The sequence below is a fragment of the Colwellia sp. RSH04 genome (assembly GCF_003545765.1).
GTDB lineage: Bacteria > Pseudomonadota > Gammaproteobacteria > Enterobacterales > Alteromonadaceae > Colwellia.
Map to the genome: position 1 here is coordinate 675,540 of NZ_QXIO01000001.1, position 18,382 is coordinate 693,921.

Genomic DNA, 18,382 nt, shown 5'->3' on the forward strand with positions numbered 1-18,382 from the left:
TATTTCAATAGATGAAGGGGAAAAGCCATCCGTCACTCTAGAATGAGCCACTTCAATATAATCACAAAGGTCAAAAGTAGTGATGAGCAATATCAAATTAATATTGATATACAAAGCGCATAATCAGCTAATGTTCGGATGCTTATTATCGACAACATTGACATAAAAAATAGCTTTGGCACTGCTTTTTTGATATTGCTTCGTGTTATACAAAATTAACCTCTGAAGCTGGTGGCTTAGTTATTGATTTAATACATCAGTCGCAATTTGATGTTAATCAGTTCAAAGGTTATGGCTGTTATCAAGATGGTGCCTTGTTTATTCAAAATAACGATGGGGTATGATGCTATATTCTTTGCTTTTGCCTCACAATGTTTCAACACTAACAACCAAGGCAACTGTACAAAACAGATTAAAATTAGTAGGTATCATTAATAGATTTGCTATGTTTTTTTTCAATTATATTTACGATTGAATCAGGCATTAAAGAAACCTCACCCTTTATTTTCCACCCCTTAACTTTGGCAGTGCGTATAGTGGAAGCTATACGCTTTTTTACTGCAGGATGTGAATTAAATATATTTATTGTTTCAATAGTTGAATTTTCATTGAGTAAAACAGTAAATAACTCGAATGCACCTTGCGTATGCTGATAATACTTCTGTAAAACCAATAATGCCTCATCATCAGCGGCTTGTTCTTGCGAACGACTGAACCCTAAAAAGGCAAACTGACTCGTACCAGAGAAAAGTCCTGATACATCGGTATTATTTTGGCCACTCAAAACCGCATACAGCAGAGTAAATAGTGCTCCTTTACTCAACGCTTTAACAGGGTGGCGTAACTTAACATGCGCCATTTCATGTGCCAGTAGCATTGTTAAAGCATTTTCACTGGGGAGCTTCTCTAGAAGCCCCCTAAAAATAAATATATTACCCCCTAATGTAGCCACACCATTAACGGTATCAGTATCAATATAATGCAGAGTGATTTCTACTTCGTCACTTAACCCCATTAACGGGCTAATGTCATCAGCAAGGCTTTGCAAATATTTTGCAACTTCATTTTGTTGTGTTGATGGCGTACCTTTGAATTCTTCAACCCAAGGTGCGGCAAGTTCTTGCTCATAAGCAAATGGAATAAACTTACTACTCCAGTCAAGTAAACTACCCAGCAAATATATCAACATTATAATGATTGCTATAGCGCCAGAAGCAAGTAATGCAAACTCTTTAACAGGGTTTGCATTACTGTAGTTTATACCTTCAGGTATTTTTGGGTTACGATAAATCATAGATACCAGTGCAATATAATTAGCACAAATATAACGGCTAAACTAATCATTTTAAAATCCTCCTTGATTGACTCGACTGATCGCAGTGCCATACGCCAGTACTTCAACTGAACCGATGTTCCCTGCCGCATTTTTTGAAATTGAGGCCGTTTCTAATTTTATATTAAAAATGCGATCGGCATTTAAGCTTCGTGCTTCTTCTTTCATACGAAGAATGGCTTCTCTTCGTGCTCTATCTAGTAATGTCTCATATGAGGTAACTCTGCCACCAAAAATCGTGCGAAGTAAAGCGAGAAAGCGTTTAAAGTAATCTACTGAAATAACAACACTGCCAGTAACCAACATACCCGGTTTGGCACTGTCTTCTGCTGTTGTCACTTTACTGGCAATAGATAAAATATCACGGTACTCTTCTTCACGTTGTCTTATTGAATTAAAGTGCCTTTTCTCTGCATGTCGACCAAAAAAATATCCTAATAATAATAGGAGTATTGAAAAGCCGATTTCAAATTGAAATTGTCCCATGAGCTACCTCAATATAACGGCGCTACCATAAGCGAATAATTCAGCCGCGCCTTGGGTCACCGACGAGGTTGAAAATCGAACATTAACAACCGCATTAGCACCAACGGCCTGTGCCTGTTGCTTCATACGCTCAACCGCTTCTTCACGCGCCTCTTGTAACAATTCGGTATAACCAACTAATTCACCACCAAAAATATTTTTAAGGCCGGCCATCAAGTCACGCCCTACGTGCTTACTTCGTACAGTGCTGCCTTGCACTAAACCTAAGTGCTGGGTGATTTCTTTTCCCGGTATTATTTCTAAATTACTAATTAACATATAATTTTCCTAAATATCCATTTTATTACTACGATTAATTGTTTAGTTACACTATCTCGCAAGACATAATATGTCAAAGAGTTTATTTTCGGAATTGTTTCAATTTATTTTTACAACCAAAAAAAAGCCGATATAAAAATATCGGCTTTCTGCAGTTTTATATTTTACCAATGAAGGTAAATTCATTTCTTTAAGCGTTTTGCTCACGTTCAATGGCACGATAAGCAATATCTGTTCTAAACTCAACACCTTGCCAAGTAATCTGATGTAACAACTCATAAGCGGTTTTTTGCGCTTCGGTAACATTGTTACCTAATGCCGTTGCACAAAGTACACGACCACCAGCAGTTACAACTTCACCTTGCTCATTTAAAGCAGTACCTGCGTGGAAGGTTTTAGCTGACTCATTTGTATTAGTCGTTAAACCAGAAATAACATCACCTTTAGGGTAGTTAGCTGGGTAACCTTGTGCAGCCAAAACCACACCAACAGCAGCACGGCTATCAAATTCAATGGTGGCTTTATCTAACTCGCCACGTGCCGCGGCTAAACACAGCTCAACTAAATCAGATTGTAAACGCATCATAATCGGTTGTGTTTCAGGATCACCGAAACGACAGTTATATTCAATCACGTTTGGCGTTCCATCAGCAGCAATCATTAAACCAGCATATAAAAAGCCAGAGTATGGTGCATCTTCATTAGCCATACCTTCAACAGTTGGCATAATAACTTCAGCCATAATACGATCATGAATTTCTGGTGTTACTACTGGTGCAGGTGAATAAGCGCCCATGCCACCTGTATTAGGACCTAAATCACCATTTAATGCGCGTTTATGATCTTGGCTAGTCGCCATAGGTAAAACATTTTTACCATCGACCATCACAATAAAGCTTGCTTCTTCACCTTCAAGAAATTCTTCAATAACAACACGGTGACCTGCATCGCCAAAAGCATTACCTGCAAGCATGTCTTTAATTGCTGCTTCAGCTTCTTCAAGTGTTAATGCAACAATAACGCCTTTACCCGCTGCTAAGCCGTCAGCTTTAACAACAATAGGTGCTCCTTGTTCACGCACATAAGCTAGCGCAGGTTCAACTTCAACAAAGTTAGCATAACTACCTGTTGGAATTTTGTTGCGCGCTAAGAAGTCTTTAGTGAAAGATTTAGAGCCTTCAAGTTGAGCAGCCTTCGCGCTTGGACCAAAAATAGCTAAACCTTGAGCTTGAAATGCATCAACAACACCATCAACTAATGGTTGCTCAGGGCCAACAATAGTTAAAGCAATGTCTTCTTTTTTAGCAAAATCGACCAGTGCATCTAAATCGCCAACACTTATTGCAACGTTTTCTAACTTTGCTTCTGTTGCCGTACCTGCATTACCTGGCGCGACAAAAACTTTACTTACTTGAGATGATTGTGCCGCTTTCCACGCTAAAGCATGCTCACGACCACCACTACCAATAACTAAAATGTTCATTTACTGTTCCTATTTTTACCCAAACGCTTTAAGCATTACTTACTTTCGGGTTTAACAAATTTTAAAGTCATACGATCGCTTTCGCCAATCGCTAAATATTTTTCTTTATCTTTATCTTCTAAAGCTAAACGTGGTGGTAATGTCCACACACCTTTTGGATGCAACGTTGTATCTTTAGCGTTAGCATTCACTTCACTAGAGCCTGCAAATCTAAAACCAGCTGCTTTGGCTTGTTTAATTGTTTTTGCTTCTGATACGTAACCACGTGATTTTTCTTCATCGCCGCCCGCTGGTAATCTATGCTCTACTACACCTAAAACGCCGCCTGCTTTTAATGCGTTAAAAGCATCTTTAAAAACTTGCTCAACACCTTCATCTTTCCAGTTATGCAAGTTTCTAAAGGTTAACACTAAGTCAGCACTACCTTGTGGGGCTAATTCACTTTGTTTACGTGGAACAAAGTCAGTTAATATCACTTCACTAAACACAACGTTTGAAGCCAGTTTCTTTTCTAGTTTTTTACGTGACTTGCTATAGTAATTATCTTCACCTGTGTCCGGATAATGTGCACCGTATAACTTACCCGTTCCTTTTAAGGCAGGCGCTAATATTTCAGTATACCAACCACCGCCAGGGGTAATTTCTACTACCGTCATGTTTGAATTAAAACCGAAGAAACTTAACGTTTCTACTGGATTACGGTATTGATCACGCGCTTTATTGTCAGCTGAGCGATGTTCACCTGCAACCGCTTTCTCAAGCTTAGCGTCGTGATGAATATGGGCTGAAGCGTTTAAGCCTACTAATGCACTACACGCTAACGTAGCAGAGATAATAATAGATTTTAAGTTGTTCTTTTTTAATAACATAACTATTTCCATTGTTGAGTTTTAAACCAAAATTTTATCTGAAAATCAGACCTTTGATTAAGGCTTTTAATTTCAACCAACATTTATAGCAGATTTTAAATAAAGAAACAGCGCTGTTTAAAAACAATAAACAACACTGCTTTAGTTTATTTGTAACAAGACTTCTTCAAGTGATAGAAGTACTTGTATACATGAACACCCTATTCAACATAAGTAGCCGAATATTTAGCGGCATTACTTACTATCAATGAAAACTATTTAAGCTGTTACCTTCAATTTATAGGAGAGCGCACGGAGCTGACACTAGTCAGTGAGTACGCTCGACAACCAAATTGATGGCTAACAACAAGCACACATTGCATTAATGAAGATTTTATAAGTTGAGAGGTTTAAATTTAAAGACAAAAGCACGGAGCGTATGACTATACGTGAGTACTTTTAACGAATAAATTTGGCCTCTCAACGACTAAAATCGTAATTAATGGCGGAAGTGACGCATCCCGGTAAACACCATAGCAATGTTATGCTCATCTGCGGCGGCAATAACTTCATCATCACGCATTGAACCACCTGGCTGAATTACGGCAGTAATACCTGCTTCAGCAGCTGCATCTAAACCATCACGGAATGGAAAGAAGGCATCAGACGCCATGACTGAACCTTTTACTTCTAGGTTTTCATCAGCAGCTTTAATGCCCGCAACTTTTGCTGAATAAACACGGCTCATTTGACCTGCACCAACACCAATGGTCATGCTGTTTTTAACATAAACAATCGCGTTAGACTTAACGTATTTCGCAACTTTCCAACAAAATTGTAAATCGCGCATTTCTTCTTCTGAAGGTTGACGTTTAGTCACTACTTTTAAATCACTGCTAGCTACTTTACCTTGATCGCGGTCTTGTAATAACAAACCACCATTGACACGCTTGTAATCTAAGCCTGTAGTTTGGTTATCCCACTGACCACATTCTAATAAACGAACATTTGGCTTAGCGGCAACAATTTGTGCTGCAGCGTCAGAAATACTTGGCGCAATAATCACCTCAACGAATTGACGAGAAACAATTGCTTCAGCGGTATCTGCATCTAGCTCACGGTTAAAGGCAATAATACCACCAAAAGCAGAAGTAGGGTCAGTTTTAAAAGCGCTATCGTATGCCGCTAAAATGTTATCACCAATAGCTACGCCACACGGGTTAGCATGTTTAACAATAACACACGCCGCTTCATCAAATTCTTTAACGCACTCTAATGCAGCATCGGTATCTGCAATATTGTTGTAAGATAACGCTTTTCCTTGAATTTGTTTTGCTGTTGATACTGACGCTTCTGTTGGGTTTGCTTCAACATAAAAAGCAGCATCTTGGTGAGAGTTTTCACCGTAGCGTAAATCTTGTGATTTAACGAACTGACTATTGAATGTACGCGGGAATTTCGCTTTCTCTTGAAATGAAGGAGTTGCTTCATTGTCGCCGTAAGCAGGTAACATTTTACCAAAGTAGTTGGCAATCATACCATCGTAGCTTGCTGTGTGTTCATAAGCAGCAATCGCTAAATCAAAACGTGTTTGATATGTTAATGACTCATCATTGTTTGCCATTTCAGCTAATACACGGTCGTAATCGCTTGCGTTAACAACAATTGTTACGTCTTTGTGATTCTTCGCTGCTGCACGAACCATAGTTGGTCCGCCAATATCGATGTTTTCAATCGCATTTTCTAAGGTACAGTTTTCATCACTCACTGCATTAGCAAATGGGTAAAGGTTAACCACAACCATATCAATCGCGCTGATATCATTTTCGCTCATTACTACTTCGTCAGTACCACGACGCGCTAAAATACCACCATGTACCTTAGGGTGTAATGTTTTAACGCGGCCATCCATAATTTCTGGGTGACCTGTGTAATCAGACACTTCAGTTACTTTAATGCCGTTCTCAGCTAATAATTTTGCTGTGCCACCCGTAGATAAAAGATCAACACCTTTTTCGCTTAGGCTTTTAGCAAACTCAACAATACCTGTTTTGTCAGATACACTTAAAAGTGCGCGTTTAATTGGACGTGGATTATCCATTGTTTATTTACCTTATAATGTTTAAATACTAATTCTTTATTGCTGTGTTTAGCTCATTTCATTTGGACTTATAACCAGAAAACACAGAGCATATAAACGATAAAAGCACCCGAGGGTGCTTTTATGTTAAAAAGTCGATATTAGTTCATACCGTATTTTTTTAATTTCTTACGTAATGTTCCGCGGTTAATGCCTAACAAGTTTGCTGCACGCGTTTGGTTACCGCGCGTATACTTCATTACTTCTTCAAGCATCGGTGCTTCAATTTCACTTAATACAAGGTCATACATGTCATCAACATCGTTACCATTTAATTGTGATAAGTAGTTGCTGATAGCTATTTTCGCTTGAGTACGCAATGGTGAAGTTTTAGTTTGCGTTTGAATATCGCCAGTAATAAATGGAGAAGAAACATTTTGTTCGAACATATGATATAACTCTTTGTAAATTAAATAATTGTAAAAAATAAATAGCGTTTAATTAGCTACTAACCAGTAAAGCCATCTAGGAATAAGTTAAGGGCGTCAAGTTGGTCACTCTCTGCCTCTAACCCATTAAATTTTGCTCTAAACACCTTGCCTTGATCCTCGGTAAAAGATTCACTAAACCCCTCATTTAACGCAGAGAGTGTTTGTATATACCAAGACACATGCTTACGGGCGAATCGCACACCCTTAAAATCACCGTAAAACTGATGCAACTCATTAACATGAGCTAACACAATGGCACGTACTTCATCCAATGAAGGCGTTTTCAACTTATTGCCTGTGGCTAAGAAATGATTAATTTCTCTAAAAAACCACGGACGACCTTGAGCACCACGACCAATCATAATGGCATCAGCTTGGGTGTGATGTAATACCTGTTCGGCTTTTTCAACCGTGGTAATATCACCGTTAGCCACTACGGGTATTGAAATAGCCTGTTTAATTGCTTTAATCGTGTCGTATTCCGCATTACCTTTATAAAAGTCATTACGTGTTCGACCATGTACTGCTAATGAAGCAATACCGTTATCTTCAGCAATTTTTGCTATTTCAATGCCATTGCGGCTATTTTCGCACCAACCTGTACGAATTTTTAACGTCACCGGTATATCTACCGCTTGCACCACAGATTTAACAATTGCTTCAACCTGCGTTGGCTCTTTTAATAGCGCAGAACCCGCTAACTTTTTATTTACCTTTTTTGCTGGGCAGCCCATATTAATATCAATAATCTGTGCGCCATTCTCAGCATTAACTTTTGCAGCAAAAGCCATTTCTTCAGGGCAACTACCAGCAATTTGTACTGACTGAATTCCTGCTTCTTTGCAATGCACTGTACGTTGTTTAGATTTATCGGTATTCCAAACTTTAGGATTAGACGAAATCATTTCTGAAACAGCTAAACCTGCACCTAACTGACAACATAATTGCCTAAAAGGTTGATCAGTAATGCCTGCCATTGGAGCAAGTATTACCTGACTATTTAATTGATACGGACCTATCTTCACACTGTTGCTTTTTTGAGCTGCTAGTCAAAAGGGCGCTAAGTTTACGTGTTTTTTTTTCAATTGGAAAGCATAGAATTTGAACAATTTTTAACTTTTTTCCACTTTTTAATGTTGACATTTGCCAAAGTTTTAAAGTGGATACAAAACGTACAATTACTTAACAAATATGTTGACATTAGTCACAAAAAAGTCTTTGAAGTATTTGCTCGAATTAATAGCTACATTATGGCAAGGTAAAGGGCTAGAACATTCATGCTAAGTTAATAAAATACAATAAAATTATGCATACATCATTAAAGTTACCCATCACTAATGTATATGGAAAAGGCGATTACAGTGTTGTAATACATTTAGGCAGTGAACAAGCCCCCGTTAATTTATTGCTTGATACTGGCAGTAGCACTCTAGTAGTAAAAGAAGGAACTTATCAAACAAAGCATGACAAACAATTAACACCTTCGGCAATTGCCCAAGAAGTTAATTATGGTATTGGCGGCTGGAATGGGCCAATTATAAATAGCAGCATTACCTTAAGTGACTATGATTTAGCAGATAAAAATAAATTGGGAGTAAACCAGTTATCTCTCACAAAAGGCGCTTTTGCGGTTACTGCTTCGACTGAGCAAGTTGCTACCTTTGGAGATGCCGACGGCATATTAGGTTTAGCTTATCACCACCTTAATAAAAGTTTTAATTTAAGTAGTTACTTTGAACAGCAAAACATTACCCCTGCCTCAACTTACCCTTGGCCATTTACTAAAGAAACAACCACGTCGCCTAGCAGTATAGATTTAAAAGCGTTTAAACAATTTCTATGGCAACACCCTGAACACAATATTCAGCCTTTTTTTACCGTACTAGAAGAGGAACATTTAATCGCAAACAAGTTTGCTTTTTATAGCAAGCGCTCAAGTGTCTTTGTTGACAAAGCCAATAAAGATATCAACCTAGCTACCGCAACCAAGGAAGAGATAGAGCCACTCATTCAGTTATCTGAAAACCAAGGTGCGTTAATTCTTGGCGGCGGCGAAGAGCAAACGGAGCTTTACCAAGGTACTTTTCAAAATGTAGCCGTGTCGCACGATGTTTATTACAACCTTGAACTTGTCTCTGTACAAGTTGGCAATAAGCTCGCTATAAAGGCAGCACCACTTGAGCAAAGCCATGTAAAAAGCTATTTCACTAACGCCATTATTGATACAGGTGCTGGTGCGGTGGTATTAACCGCTGAAATTTATAAGCAAGTCATTAAAGACTTAATAGCGACAAACCCAAGTTTTGAGGCTTTACTTACCCCTTTCAAAGATTACAAAGAACAATATACCGGTATTGATGCCAGTTTAATTAATTTAGCGCAGTGGCCAACCATTTACTTTAATTTTATTGCTGAAGCCGACAAACAAACGAAAGCCGTAGATGCAAACCAAAGCGCAGAAACCGCACCGCTTGATAAAGAACTCATTAAACTCGCCTGTCAACCTGAAACCTACTGGCAAATAAACACCCCTAAGTATGGTAAAGCATGCTTTAAGTTTTTAAGCCAGTTACCGCAATGGCCTAACCAATCCATTATTGGTTTACCTTTATTAAATAATTATTATGTGATTTTTGATCGCAGTGAAGATACCAATGGCGTCGTTAAGTTTGCCGATAAAACAAACAGTTGCCCTTAAAAGGTGTTACTAATAAAGGGTAAATCTGATATTTTAGCATTAAGAATAGTCAATCATGGTAATGAAAGTAATGTCAGGTAGTTTAACATGTGTCGGTACAGGCATGACTTTAGGGGCGCACGTAAGCCCAATCGCACTAAGCCATATTGAACATGCTGACGTAGTATATTCACTAATGGCCAATGGTTTTGCACAAAAATGGTTAGAAGGTATTAACGATAACGTCCATAGCCTGCAACACTTCTACGAAGAAGGTAAAAACCGCAATATTACCTACAACGAAATGGTTGAAGCCATTTTAGACGCCGTGCGCGAAGGTAAAAAAGTGGTTGCCGCCTTTTATGGACACCCCGGCGTTTTTGCCTGTGTTGCCCATCGCGCCATTAAAAAAGCCAAATTAGAAGATTTACCTGCTAGCATGGAGCCAGGAATATCAGCAGAAGATTGCCTGTACGCAGATTTAGGTATCGACCCAGGTAATACTGGATGTGCACACTTTGAAACCAGCCAGTTCATGTTCTTTAAGCGCAATATTGATAACTCAGCCCATTTAATTTTATGGCAAGTGGCCTTAGCGGGTGATAAATCCTTAGGCAAGTTCTCTACAGGTAAAGCTTATCGTCAAGTATTGGTCGATTTATTGTTAGATCACTACCCTGCTGATCATCAAGTGATTTTATATGAAGCAAAAGGTATTGCTATAGATACCATGCGCGCCGATAAAATTACGCTTACAGAATTGGTTGATGCTGAATTGCACATGCATACCTCACTGGTGGTTCCGCCAAGTAGAAAAATGCAGCCTAATGAAGAGATACTTGCTAGGTTGGCGCAAATAGATAAAAAAGAAGAGCGCGCTAAAAACGGGCCTAAACTGACATTAGTGCTATAAATTTTAGTAGAGATTTTGCATGCACAGTTTTACCACAAAGCGCTTGCTTATCCGTCCTTTCATACAGGAAGATGAATCGCTGTATTGTCAGTTATTTATCGATGAAAAAGTCATGCGCCACTCTGGTGGTGTTATTAAATTAGAGCAAGCCCAAAAGAACTTTGCTAACTCACTAAAAGCGATTAAAAAAAAGAAAAAATCAGTATTTAATTGGGCAATAGTTGAAAAAGAAAGTCTCGAGGTAATAGGCTTTCAAGCCTTGTCATGGCTAAAACCTAGTCACCCCCCTAAACCCAATAAAGAAGAAATCAATCAAGTAGAGATTGGCATTATGTTATTAACTAAAGCTAACGGAAAGCAATACCCCGAAGAAGCCATGGGTGCCTTAATGGAATATGCCTTTAACTACCAAAATATAGATAGGATAAACGCCTTTTATGCTAGTAAAAACCTAGCTACCAAGCGTTTTCTAAAAAAGTTACAATTTACTTTTGAGCCAACCCTACAACCCACAAGAGCTGAAAATGGCTATCAATATTTTGATAAACCCCAATGGCAGCAACGGTTAATCACTAACGTTATTGACTAAATTTTTATATTTTTCTCATAAGAAAACAGCCCAAAGTTTAGATAACCACATTTAAAATAACATCCCGAAAAACACGTTGCTAATATAAGACAAAATCTGCTACTTTTATTCAACTATTCAGTAGTGATACAGTTTTGTAACTCACTAAACTATCAGTTGAGATTACGCAATAAAAATGGAGTAAACCTATGAATAAAGTAGTAGAAATTTTAACAGAAATGGCTCAGAATTCGTCATCAGATATAGAGCAATTAGTCACGCAAGTAACCTCTGAACAGGCTGAAGCAATTATCAAGAAAGATATTACTAGTTTAGAGCGTCAACTAGATATCTGTCCTGATATTAAATGCTTTATTATACCTGCTGAAGACGATGAACCTTCAGAAAATGATAAAGAAGAAACTGAGAGCAAATCATTAATTAATTTTTAAGTAAAGTAATTTTATGAATAGTAATAAACTTAATGTGTATATTTTTAATTTACTTTTATTGCTATTCCCTGCTTTATTAATTGCTAATGATCTAAATGACATGTTACTAGAAGCAGAGGAAATTAAAAGTAATAACCCTGTAAAATTTTCTTCGTTACTCGAAACTCTAAACACTAAGTTAAATAGCCTTTCAAAACAACAAGCCAATCATCTAAAATATCTTAATGCATATGAAATAGCATTTGCGGGAGACACAACAAAGGCTATTGCTATTTTAAAAGACATCATAAATTCTGACGCAACCCAACTAATTAAATATCGCTCTCGTCTCTCTATTATTAATTTTCACGGGTACGACAGAAACTGGGCTGACGGTTTATCTAATTTAAAAGTACTACTTGAAGAACTCCCTAAAATCAATAACGAGCAATACCAAAAAGACGGCCTAGCTTTAGCGGCAATGTTTTATAATCAAATAGGCCAGTACTCTTTAGGGTTAACTTACGCAAATCAGCTAGAAAACCAAACAAAAGATGCTAGACAAAATTGTCTAGCTAAAATGTTTAAATTTGAATCAATTTTTTACACCACAGATTTAAAAGTTAACCCTATAGAAATTAACTCGGCAATAAAGGCTTGTAATTCTGAGCCAATAGCAGCAAATTTACTTCGTACTTATGTCGCTGAAATGCATATTGAGGATGAACAGTTTGAAAGTGCCAACACATTATTATTAAAGCATGTCCATGAAGTTGAATCAGCAAAATATGTTAGATTAATTGTAAGGTTTTACTCCCTAATTGCTGAGACATATTTTAAACAAAGTGACTTTGAGCGCAGTTCTCTTTATTCTAAAAAGACCATTGAAAAAGCTATTAATATACCGACGACTCAAGGTGTTATCAATGCATATAAATTTCTCTATCAGATAGCAAAAGAACAAAAAGATTTCCCTACCTCACTGCTTGCTCACGAAAAATATTCACAACTAAATCAACTGCATACAGATGAAATAACAGCCAAGCACTTTGCATATCAACTTGCAGAGCATAAATCACTTGAGCAACAAAGTAAGATAAGCTTACTTAACGAAAAAAATACTCTACTCGAAACAAAACAAGCCTTATCAAAAGCTGAGGTTGCAAACACCCGCTTAATAGTTATGGTGCTAATTATCAGCCTGTTGCTATTCACCTTCTGGGGCGGGCGTTTATACAAAGCCCATAAACGTATAAAAGAATTGGCCGAGTTTGATGCCTTAACGGGTATATTTAATCGTGGTCACTTTACTCATGTAGCTACAAGTGCACTAAGTTATTGCAAGAGTGCTAAGCAAGATTTAAGTGTTATTATGTTCGATTTAGATCACTTTAAATCGATTAATGATATGTATGGTCATGCTACCGGTGATTGGGCGTTAAAAGAAACCATTAAAGTATGTCAAAATGTGGGGCGTAAAAATGATGTTTTTGCTCGATTAGGGGGGGAAGAATTTTGTATTTTATTACCCAGCTGTCATATTCGAAGTGCCGCTTTAGTCGCTGAACATTGTAGAAGTGCCATCGAAGATATTGTTACCGAGGCTTCAGGTCATGACTTTAAAATAACCGCTAGCTTTGGCATCACAGATGCTAAAACCTCTGGATTTGAATTAGAAAAACTCCTCGCTGATGCTGATGAAGCAGCCTATGACTCTAAAAAATCGGGTAGAAACCGTATTACCGTATTCACAATTAATGAAGAGCCCGAGCAAAAACAATTAGATAACTCGTGGAGTATTTCATAAGTCCATTTTTATCAACATTCAAGGTTGACCAAAAGGTTCATTAATTAAATTGATTTGATTACCATTTTACTGTTACTTTAGCTTTCTTAACACTCCACTATTAAAGGAAAGGAAAGGAAATGAGTAATATTATTAATACTCTTGAGTTATTAGCTAGTGATGCTTTATACACTAATGATGGCAAAGTTATTGAGTTAATTAGCAGTTTGAGCATAGAACAAAAACAAAGAGAGGCTATCTTAGAGAAGGATAGTGATAAATTAGCAAAAACAATTTCTGATCTTCCAGATATTAAAGCTTTCGCCCCTGTTATTCCTGCTGAAGATGACGAGCCCGAAGAAGCGGAAGATGATAAAACAAAAAATATTAACCACGCAGTTAACTTTTAACGCTCTGTTAGGTGTTTCACATAATGATAAGCGGTTTAAAGTTTTTAATAGCTAGATACGTCATCTTATTAATGCCGCTAATTTTCACTTTTTTATCATTTTTTTTATCTGCAAATACTTACCTTACTGAAACAGATATAAATAAAAAGATAGAGCTAGCCGAAGTAAATAAGCGATCTAACCCTCAATTATTAAAATCAATATTAGATGAATTAGAGGTTCAACCTGCTCTTACTGCGTCGCAAGAGATCAACATAGATTTGCTCTATATTTCGTATTATATTTTTGTTGGTCAATATGATAATGCTGAAATACAAATAAGAGATTTATTAAGCAAAAACATTGATGATTTAACTCGCTTCAGGGCTAATTATTCACTCATTGTTGTTGCCACAGCTACCAAAAATTGGCTGCAAGGCTTCCCAGTAATCACCAAAAACTCCAAAATTTTACCTTTTATAGAAGATATAACACATATTCAGAATTATTTATTAACCACAATAATCTTCTACAATCAGTTAGGACAATACTCATTAGCGTTAAGTTATATTGAGCAATTTACTCAATACGATTTATCAGCAATACAAGATTGTTGGATTACTCAATTATCTTTAGAAGCTAAATTTAAGCTTAATAAACTAACGCTAAACGATAATGCAATTGATGATGGAATAACGAAGTGTGTGAATGCAAATTACACTATTGTTACTAATATCATTCGAATCTACAAAACAAAATTATATTTACAAAACGACAAACCTGAAGATGCTTTAAATTTTATTCAACAATACCTTTTCGAAATATCTAACACTAAATACCCTATGCTCATCGCAGAGATGAGTAATACAATTGCAAAGGCTTATTGGAAAGTCGGAGACACTACTAAAAGCAAAGAGTTTGCACTCAACGCACTTGCCGCAAACCAAGATTTATCTAATGTATTACAAGGCGTGGATACATACTATATTCTTTATCAAGTTGCTAAAAAACAAGGCGACTCTACCTTAGCTTTAGAATATTACGAAAAATATGCGGAAATAGAAAAAGCTAATTTGGAAGGTGAAAAAGCTAAGCACTTAGCTTTTCAGTTAGCAGAACATAAAGCCTTTGAACAAGAAAGTCGTATCAAGCTTTTAAATGAGAAGAATACCTCATTAACTGCCAAGCAAGCATTAGCTGAAGCCGAAGTGGCAAATATTCAACTTGTTATAGCTATGTTAACTTTATGTTTAGCCTTAATTATTTTATGGGGGGGGCGCTTCTATAAAGCCCATATGAGAATTAAAGAACTCGCTGAGTTCGATGCCTTAACAGGTGCGCACAACCGAGGGTACTTTACCCATATAGCTACGAGTACATTAAATTATTGTAAAAGTGCAGCTCAAGATATAAGTGTCATTATTTTCGACTTAGATCACTTTAAATCGGTGAATGACACCTACGGCCATGCCACAGGTGATTGGGCTTTAATCGAAGCTATAAGCGTTTGTAAAGATTTAGGTAGACAAAACGATATATTTGCCCGACTAGGCGGCGAAGAGTTCTGTATATTGCTACCAAGTTGTGACATACGTACTGCAGCTCTGCGCGCTGAGCAGTGTAGACAAGCCATTGAAAATATTTGCACAGAAAACTCTGGTCATGACTTTAAAATCACCGCTAGCTTTGGCGTAACCGACGCTAAAACATCAGGTTTTGAATTAGAGAAACTCCTCGCTGATGCTGATGAAGCAGCTTATAATTCTAAAAAATCGGGTAGAAACCGTATTACCGTATTTACTATTAATGAAGAGTCAGAGCAAAAGCAATTAGATAGCTCGTGGAGTATTACTTAACACAAACTCTAGACAGATACTTTAATCAAAAGGGCGATTGCCCTCGCCCTTTTTGATATAGATTACTTATGATTTAGCAGGATTATTTTCGTTGTCCGTTTAATCTTACCCATTCTTCTTGCACGGTAACAGGCTCCATATCACACCATTGCCCATAGATACTTTGTAAAGCTTCTGCTTGTTCTTCTAGTACACCTGAAAGCGCTAACAAGCCCTTATCGCCAACATATTCCATGATAGTAGGTGCTAACTCACGAAGTGGGCCTGCTAAAATATTGGCAACCACAACATCGGCTTTAAACTTAGGTTGGTCTTTAGGTAAATACAGCTCAAGCCTATCAGCAACATTATTGCGTTCAGCATTGGCTTTACTTGCTTGTAAAGCTTGCGGGTCAATATCAATACCTATCACTTTTTTAGCACCAAGCTTTAAGGCTGCCAGTGATAAAATACCTGAACCACAGCCAAAATCGACTACCGTTTTTCCTTCAAGATCTAAACCGTCTAACCATGTTAAACACAATGCCGTGGTTGGGTGTGTTCCTGTACCAAACGCAAGGCCAGGGTCTAACATCACATTAACCGCATCTGGCTCAGGGATATCGAGCCAACTTGGGCATATCCACAAGCGGTTGCCAAACTTCATTGGGTGGAAATTGTCCATCCACTCACGCTCCCAATCCTTGTCTTCTAACTGTTCAAGTTTGTATTGCATGTCTTGTTTATCTGGATGAATACTACGTAAGTAATTAAGTACTTTGTCCATGTCATGGCTTGCATCATATAAGCCCATTACGACGGTATTCGCCCAGTAAATAACTTCATCACCTGGTAAGGGTTCATAAATAGGCGTGTCTTGTGCGTCAATAAAGGTAACAGCTTGCGCGCCACAGGCAGATAACATATTCGAGTATTTTTCAGCGGTTTCTTCGTTGGCACTTAATCTAAGTTGTATCCAAGGCATGTTCGGTTCTCAGTATTTAAAATATCAAAGCTAAATAGTAGCCATAAATAAGCTTGATACTAGTTTACCATTCATTACTGCTAGAGTAGGAACTAATTCACTACAATACGAGAAAAATAATGCCTACACCTATGCTAGATTTACTTCCTGATTTGTTTGATGACTATGCAAGCCAGCTAACATTAGCCCAACCATTATTTACAGACTTTGGCAAAAAAAAGATATTCTATGGTGAAATCGTAACCGTTTCCTGTTTTAACGATAATTCAAAAGTAAAAGAGCTGGTTGCGACCAATGGAACAGGTAAAGTGATGGTGGTTGAAGGAAAAGCCAGTCTAAGTAACGCATTACTTGGCGATATGTTGGCTGAAAAAGCGGTATTGAATGGTTGGCAAGGTATTGTTATTAATGGCTGTATACGCGATTCAGGCACTATAGCAACTTTAGATTTAGGCGTAAAAGCGCTGGGCTGTAACCCGATTAAAACGGAAAAACTCGGTGCTGGTGAAGTTAATGTTCCCGTCAGCTTTGCCGGTATTGAATTTGTTCCGGGTCAATTCATTTACGCTGATAGTAATGGTATTGCGGTTTGTGAATCGTCGTTAAAAGTTATTTAAGCCGTAAATAAGTCAAACTAGATTAAGGTATTTGGTTTTTGCCTATGTTAATGTTTGCTTCATTGTAATAATTAAGCAAAATTAATTAGGTTTTTTAATGAAGTACTTTCCCGTTTTTCTTGATGGTTCGAAAATTTCAGCCATGGTTGTTGGTGGTGGAGAAGTTGCAGCACGTAAAATTGAGTTGCTACTAAAAACCACAACTAACATCACTATTATGGCTAGTGACGTAAATGAAGGCGTTGCTCGTTTAATCAATGAAAATAAGTTGAATTGGCTACAACATAATTACCAAGCGGGTCATTTAACCGGTATCAGCTTAGCGATAGCAGCTACCGATGATAAAGATGTCAATGAAGCTATATATCACGAAGCTGTTGCAGGTAATATTTTAGCTAACGTGGTTGATCAACCTGAATTATGCACTTATATCACTCCCGCCATTATTGATCGCTCGCCTATGATTATTGCCTTATCTAGCTCGGGCAGTGCACCGATACTTATTCGTATGTTACGAGAGCAAATAGAAAAAATACTACCTGAAGGCTATGGTCGTTTAGCTGATTTTTCATTGAAGTTTAGAGATCACGTCAAAGCTCGTGTAAAAGGTATTCGTAATCGAAGAACCTTTTGGGAAAATACCTTACGAGGTAATATAGGTAACGCTATTTTAGCAGGCAACCAACACGAAGCTGAGCAACAATTAATTGCCAGCTTGAAAGAAGAAATAGCCCCTCCTCAAGGTGAAATTACTTTTATTCACACGAAAGACGGTAACCCAGACAATTTAACATTGAGCGCTCATAGAGCCATGCAATTTGCCGATGCTGTTTTTTATGATGATGACGTAAATATTGGCTTAATAGAATACATTCGCCGTGATGCTGAAAAGTTTCCTCAAAGCATCACGTCAAATATATTAATTAATTACCAGCATGCTTTGGAGCTAGCCGAAAAAGGTCAGCAAGTGATTTATTTACTCGCAGGTAATGAAGAGTTACCAGCCAATGCCGCATTAGAAAACAGTACAATATCTACGCAATCTTTCATCAGTGGCGGAAAATAGCGTTTCATATTCCTTTCAAAGTTAAACCCTCTCCCCTTTATTACTCTAGCCTATAAAGGGGACTGTTCAATTTGTC

Annotated in this window: 18 protein-coding genes; 9 read left to right on the forward strand and 9 right to left on the reverse strand. The window is 37.6% G+C overall.

Going from position 1 to position 18,382, the window contains the following annotated elements; translation table 11 throughout:
- Positions 1-418 precede the first annotated feature (418 nt).
- From D1094_RS02730 to dusB, 8 genes are all read right to left on the reverse strand, one after another.
- On the reverse strand, positions 419-1,294 hold the full coding sequence (locus tag D1094_RS02730; protein ID WP_118958514.1) for a M48 family metallopeptidase: 876 nt from the start codon (positions 1,292-1,294) through the stop codon (positions 419-421).
- Between the two features lie 51 nt (positions 1,295-1,345).
- Positions 1,346-1,819 carry a YbjQ family protein gene (locus D1094_RS02735; protein WP_118958515.1) on the reverse strand — a complete coding sequence of 158 codons (474 nt, stop codon included), beginning with the start codon at positions 1,817-1,819 and terminating at the stop codon, positions 1,346-1,348.
- A gap of 3 nt (positions 1,820-1,822) precedes the next feature.
- Complete coding sequence (locus D1094_RS02740) at positions 1,823-2,137, reverse strand: YbjQ family protein (RefSeq protein ID WP_118958516.1); 315 nt, start codon at positions 2,135-2,137, stop codon at positions 1,823-1,825.
- A 190-nt stretch (positions 2,138-2,327) separates the two neighbouring features.
- The gene (gene purD, locus D1094_RS02745; protein WP_118958517.1) at positions 2,328-3,620 is read right to left on the reverse strand and encodes a phosphoribosylamine--glycine ligase; all 1,293 of its coding nucleotides are present in this window, start codon (positions 3,618-3,620) and stop codon (positions 2,328-2,330) included.
- Between the two features lie 35 nt (positions 3,621-3,655).
- Entirely contained in the window at positions 3,656-4,489 is an 834-nt protein-coding gene (locus D1094_RS02750) for a class I SAM-dependent methyltransferase (RefSeq protein ID WP_118958518.1), read from the reverse strand.
- Between the two features lie 478 nt (positions 4,490-4,967).
- Entirely contained in the window at positions 4,968-6,569 is a 1,602-nt protein-coding gene (gene purH / locus D1094_RS02755) for a bifunctional phosphoribosylaminoimidazolecarboxamide formyltransferase/IMP cyclohydrolase (protein WP_118958519.1), read from the reverse strand.
- 140 nt (positions 6,570-6,709) lie between these two features.
- Positions 6,710-6,997 (reverse strand): DNA-binding transcriptional regulator Fis, encoded by a 288-nt coding sequence (gene fis, locus D1094_RS02760; protein WP_118958520.1) that lies wholly within the window; start codon positions 6,995-6,997, stop codon positions 6,710-6,712.
- A gap of 59 nt (positions 6,998-7,056) precedes the next feature.
- Positions 7,057-8,064, reverse strand: coding sequence for a tRNA dihydrouridine synthase DusB (gene dusB / locus D1094_RS02765; RefSeq protein WP_118958521.1), 1,008 nt, complete (start codon positions 8,062-8,064; stop codon positions 7,057-7,059).
- Between the two features lie 281 nt (positions 8,065-8,345).
- Here dusB and D1094_RS02775 point away from each other — a divergent pair, with 281 nt between their 5' ends.
- From D1094_RS02775 to D1094_RS02805, 7 genes are all read left to right on the forward strand, one after another.
- Positions 8,346-9,737, forward strand: a complete 1,392-nt coding sequence (locus tag D1094_RS02775; RefSeq protein ID WP_118958523.1) for a pepsin-like aspartic protease — start codon at positions 8,346-8,348, stop codon at positions 9,735-9,737.
- 55 nt (positions 9,738-9,792) lie between these two features.
- The gene (locus D1094_RS02780) at positions 9,793-10,629 is read left to right on the forward strand and encodes an SAM-dependent methyltransferase (RefSeq protein WP_259337793.1); all 837 of its coding nucleotides are present in this window, start codon (positions 9,793-9,795) and stop codon (positions 10,627-10,629) included.
- Between the two features lie 19 nt (positions 10,630-10,648).
- On the forward strand, positions 10,649-11,218 hold the full coding sequence (locus D1094_RS02785) for a GNAT family N-acetyltransferase (protein ID WP_118958524.1): 570 nt from the start codon (positions 10,649-10,651) through the stop codon (positions 11,216-11,218).
- 188 nt (positions 11,219-11,406) lie between these two features.
- Positions 11,407-11,649, forward strand: a complete 243-nt coding sequence (locus tag D1094_RS02790) for a hypothetical protein (RefSeq protein WP_118958525.1) — start codon at positions 11,407-11,409, stop codon at positions 11,647-11,649.
- Between the two features lie 13 nt (positions 11,650-11,662).
- On the forward strand, positions 11,663-13,435 hold the full coding sequence (locus D1094_RS02795; protein ID WP_118958526.1) for a GGDEF domain-containing protein: 1,773 nt from the start codon (positions 11,663-11,665) through the stop codon (positions 13,433-13,435).
- Between the two features lie 119 nt (positions 13,436-13,554).
- Entirely contained in the window at positions 13,555-13,824 is a 270-nt protein-coding gene (locus tag D1094_RS02800; RefSeq protein WP_118958527.1) for a hypothetical protein, read from the forward strand.
- Positions 13,825-13,847: 23 nt separating this feature from the next.
- Positions 13,848-15,659, forward strand: a complete 1,812-nt coding sequence (locus D1094_RS02805) for a GGDEF domain-containing protein (RefSeq protein WP_118958528.1) — start codon at positions 13,848-13,850, stop codon at positions 15,657-15,659.
- An 82-nt stretch (positions 15,660-15,741) separates the two neighbouring features.
- Here the strand turns inward: D1094_RS02805 and prmA are convergent, their stop codons facing one another.
- Positions 15,742-16,623 (reverse strand): 50S ribosomal protein L11 methyltransferase, encoded by an 882-nt coding sequence (gene prmA / locus D1094_RS02810; RefSeq protein WP_118958529.1) that lies wholly within the window; start codon positions 16,621-16,623, stop codon positions 15,742-15,744.
- A gap of 131 nt (positions 16,624-16,754) precedes the next feature.
- Here prmA and D1094_RS02815 point away from each other — a divergent pair, with 131 nt between their 5' ends.
- Both D1094_RS02815 and D1094_RS02820 read left to right on the forward strand, forming a co-directional pair.
- A complete protein-coding gene (locus D1094_RS02815) occupies positions 16,755-17,240 on the forward strand; it encodes a putative 4-hydroxy-4-methyl-2-oxoglutarate aldolase (protein ID WP_118958714.1) in 486 nt (161 codons plus the stop codon).
- A 97-nt stretch (positions 17,241-17,337) separates the two neighbouring features.
- The gene (locus D1094_RS02820; RefSeq protein ID WP_118958530.1) at positions 17,338-18,306 is read left to right on the forward strand and encodes an NAD(P)-dependent oxidoreductase; all 969 of its coding nucleotides are present in this window, start codon (positions 17,338-17,340) and stop codon (positions 18,304-18,306) included.
- The last annotated feature ends 76 nt before the right edge of the window (positions 18,307-18,382 follow it).

Coding starts and splice junctions, on each gene's coding strand:
- D1094_RS02750 (WP_118958518.1), bottom strand. CDS start 4,489: ATGTTATTAAAAAAGAACAACTTAAAATCTATTATTATCTCTGCTACG.
- prmA (WP_118958529.1), bottom strand. CDS start 16,623: ATGCCTTGGATACAACTTAGATTAAGTGCCAACGAAGAAACCGCTGAA.
- purD (WP_118958517.1), bottom strand. CDS start 3,620: ATGAACATTTTAGTTATTGGTAGTGGTGGTCGTGAGCATGCTTTAGCG.
- D1094_RS02735 (WP_118958515.1), bottom strand. CDS start 1,819: ATGGGACAATTTCAATTTGAAATCGGCTTTTCAATACTCCTATTATTA.
- purH (WP_118958519.1), bottom strand. CDS start 6,569: ATGGATAATCCACGTCCAATTAAACGCGCACTTTTAAGTGTATCTGAC.
- D1094_RS02775 (WP_118958523.1), top strand. CDS start 8,346: ATGCATACATCATTAAAGTTACCCATCACTAATGTATATGGAAAAGGC.
- D1094_RS02805 (WP_118958528.1), top strand. CDS start 13,848: ATGATAAGCGGTTTAAAGTTTTTAATAGCTAGATACGTCATCTTATTA.
- D1094_RS02785 (WP_118958524.1), top strand. CDS start 10,649: ATGCACAGTTTTACCACAAAGCGCTTGCTTATCCGTCCTTTCATACAG.
- D1094_RS02795 (WP_118958526.1), top strand. CDS start 11,663: ATGAATAGTAATAAACTTAATGTGTATATTTTTAATTTACTTTTATTG.
- D1094_RS02820 (WP_118958530.1), top strand. CDS start 17,338: ATGAAGTACTTTCCCGTTTTTCTTGATGGTTCGAAAATTTCAGCCATG.
- D1094_RS02790 (WP_118958525.1), top strand. CDS start 11,407: ATGAATAAAGTAGTAGAAATTTTAACAGAAATGGCTCAGAATTCGTCA.
- D1094_RS02780 (WP_259337793.1), top strand. CDS start 9,793: ATGGTAATGAAAGTAATGTCAGGTAGTTTAACATGTGTCGGTACAGGC.
- D1094_RS02800 (WP_118958527.1), top strand. CDS start 13,555: ATGAGTAATATTATTAATACTCTTGAGTTATTAGCTAGTGATGCTTTA.
- D1094_RS02730 (WP_118958514.1), bottom strand. CDS start 1,294: ATGATTTATCGTAACCCAAAAATACCTGAAGGTATAAACTACAGTAAT.
- fis (WP_118958520.1), bottom strand. CDS start 6,997: ATGTTCGAACAAAATGTTTCTTCTCCATTTATTACTGGCGATATTCAA.
- D1094_RS02740 (WP_118958516.1), bottom strand. CDS start 2,137: ATGTTAATTAGTAATTTAGAAATAATACCGGGAAAAGAAATCACCCAG.
- D1094_RS02815 (WP_118958714.1), top strand. CDS start 16,755: ATGCTAGATTTACTTCCTGATTTGTTTGATGACTATGCAAGCCAGCTA.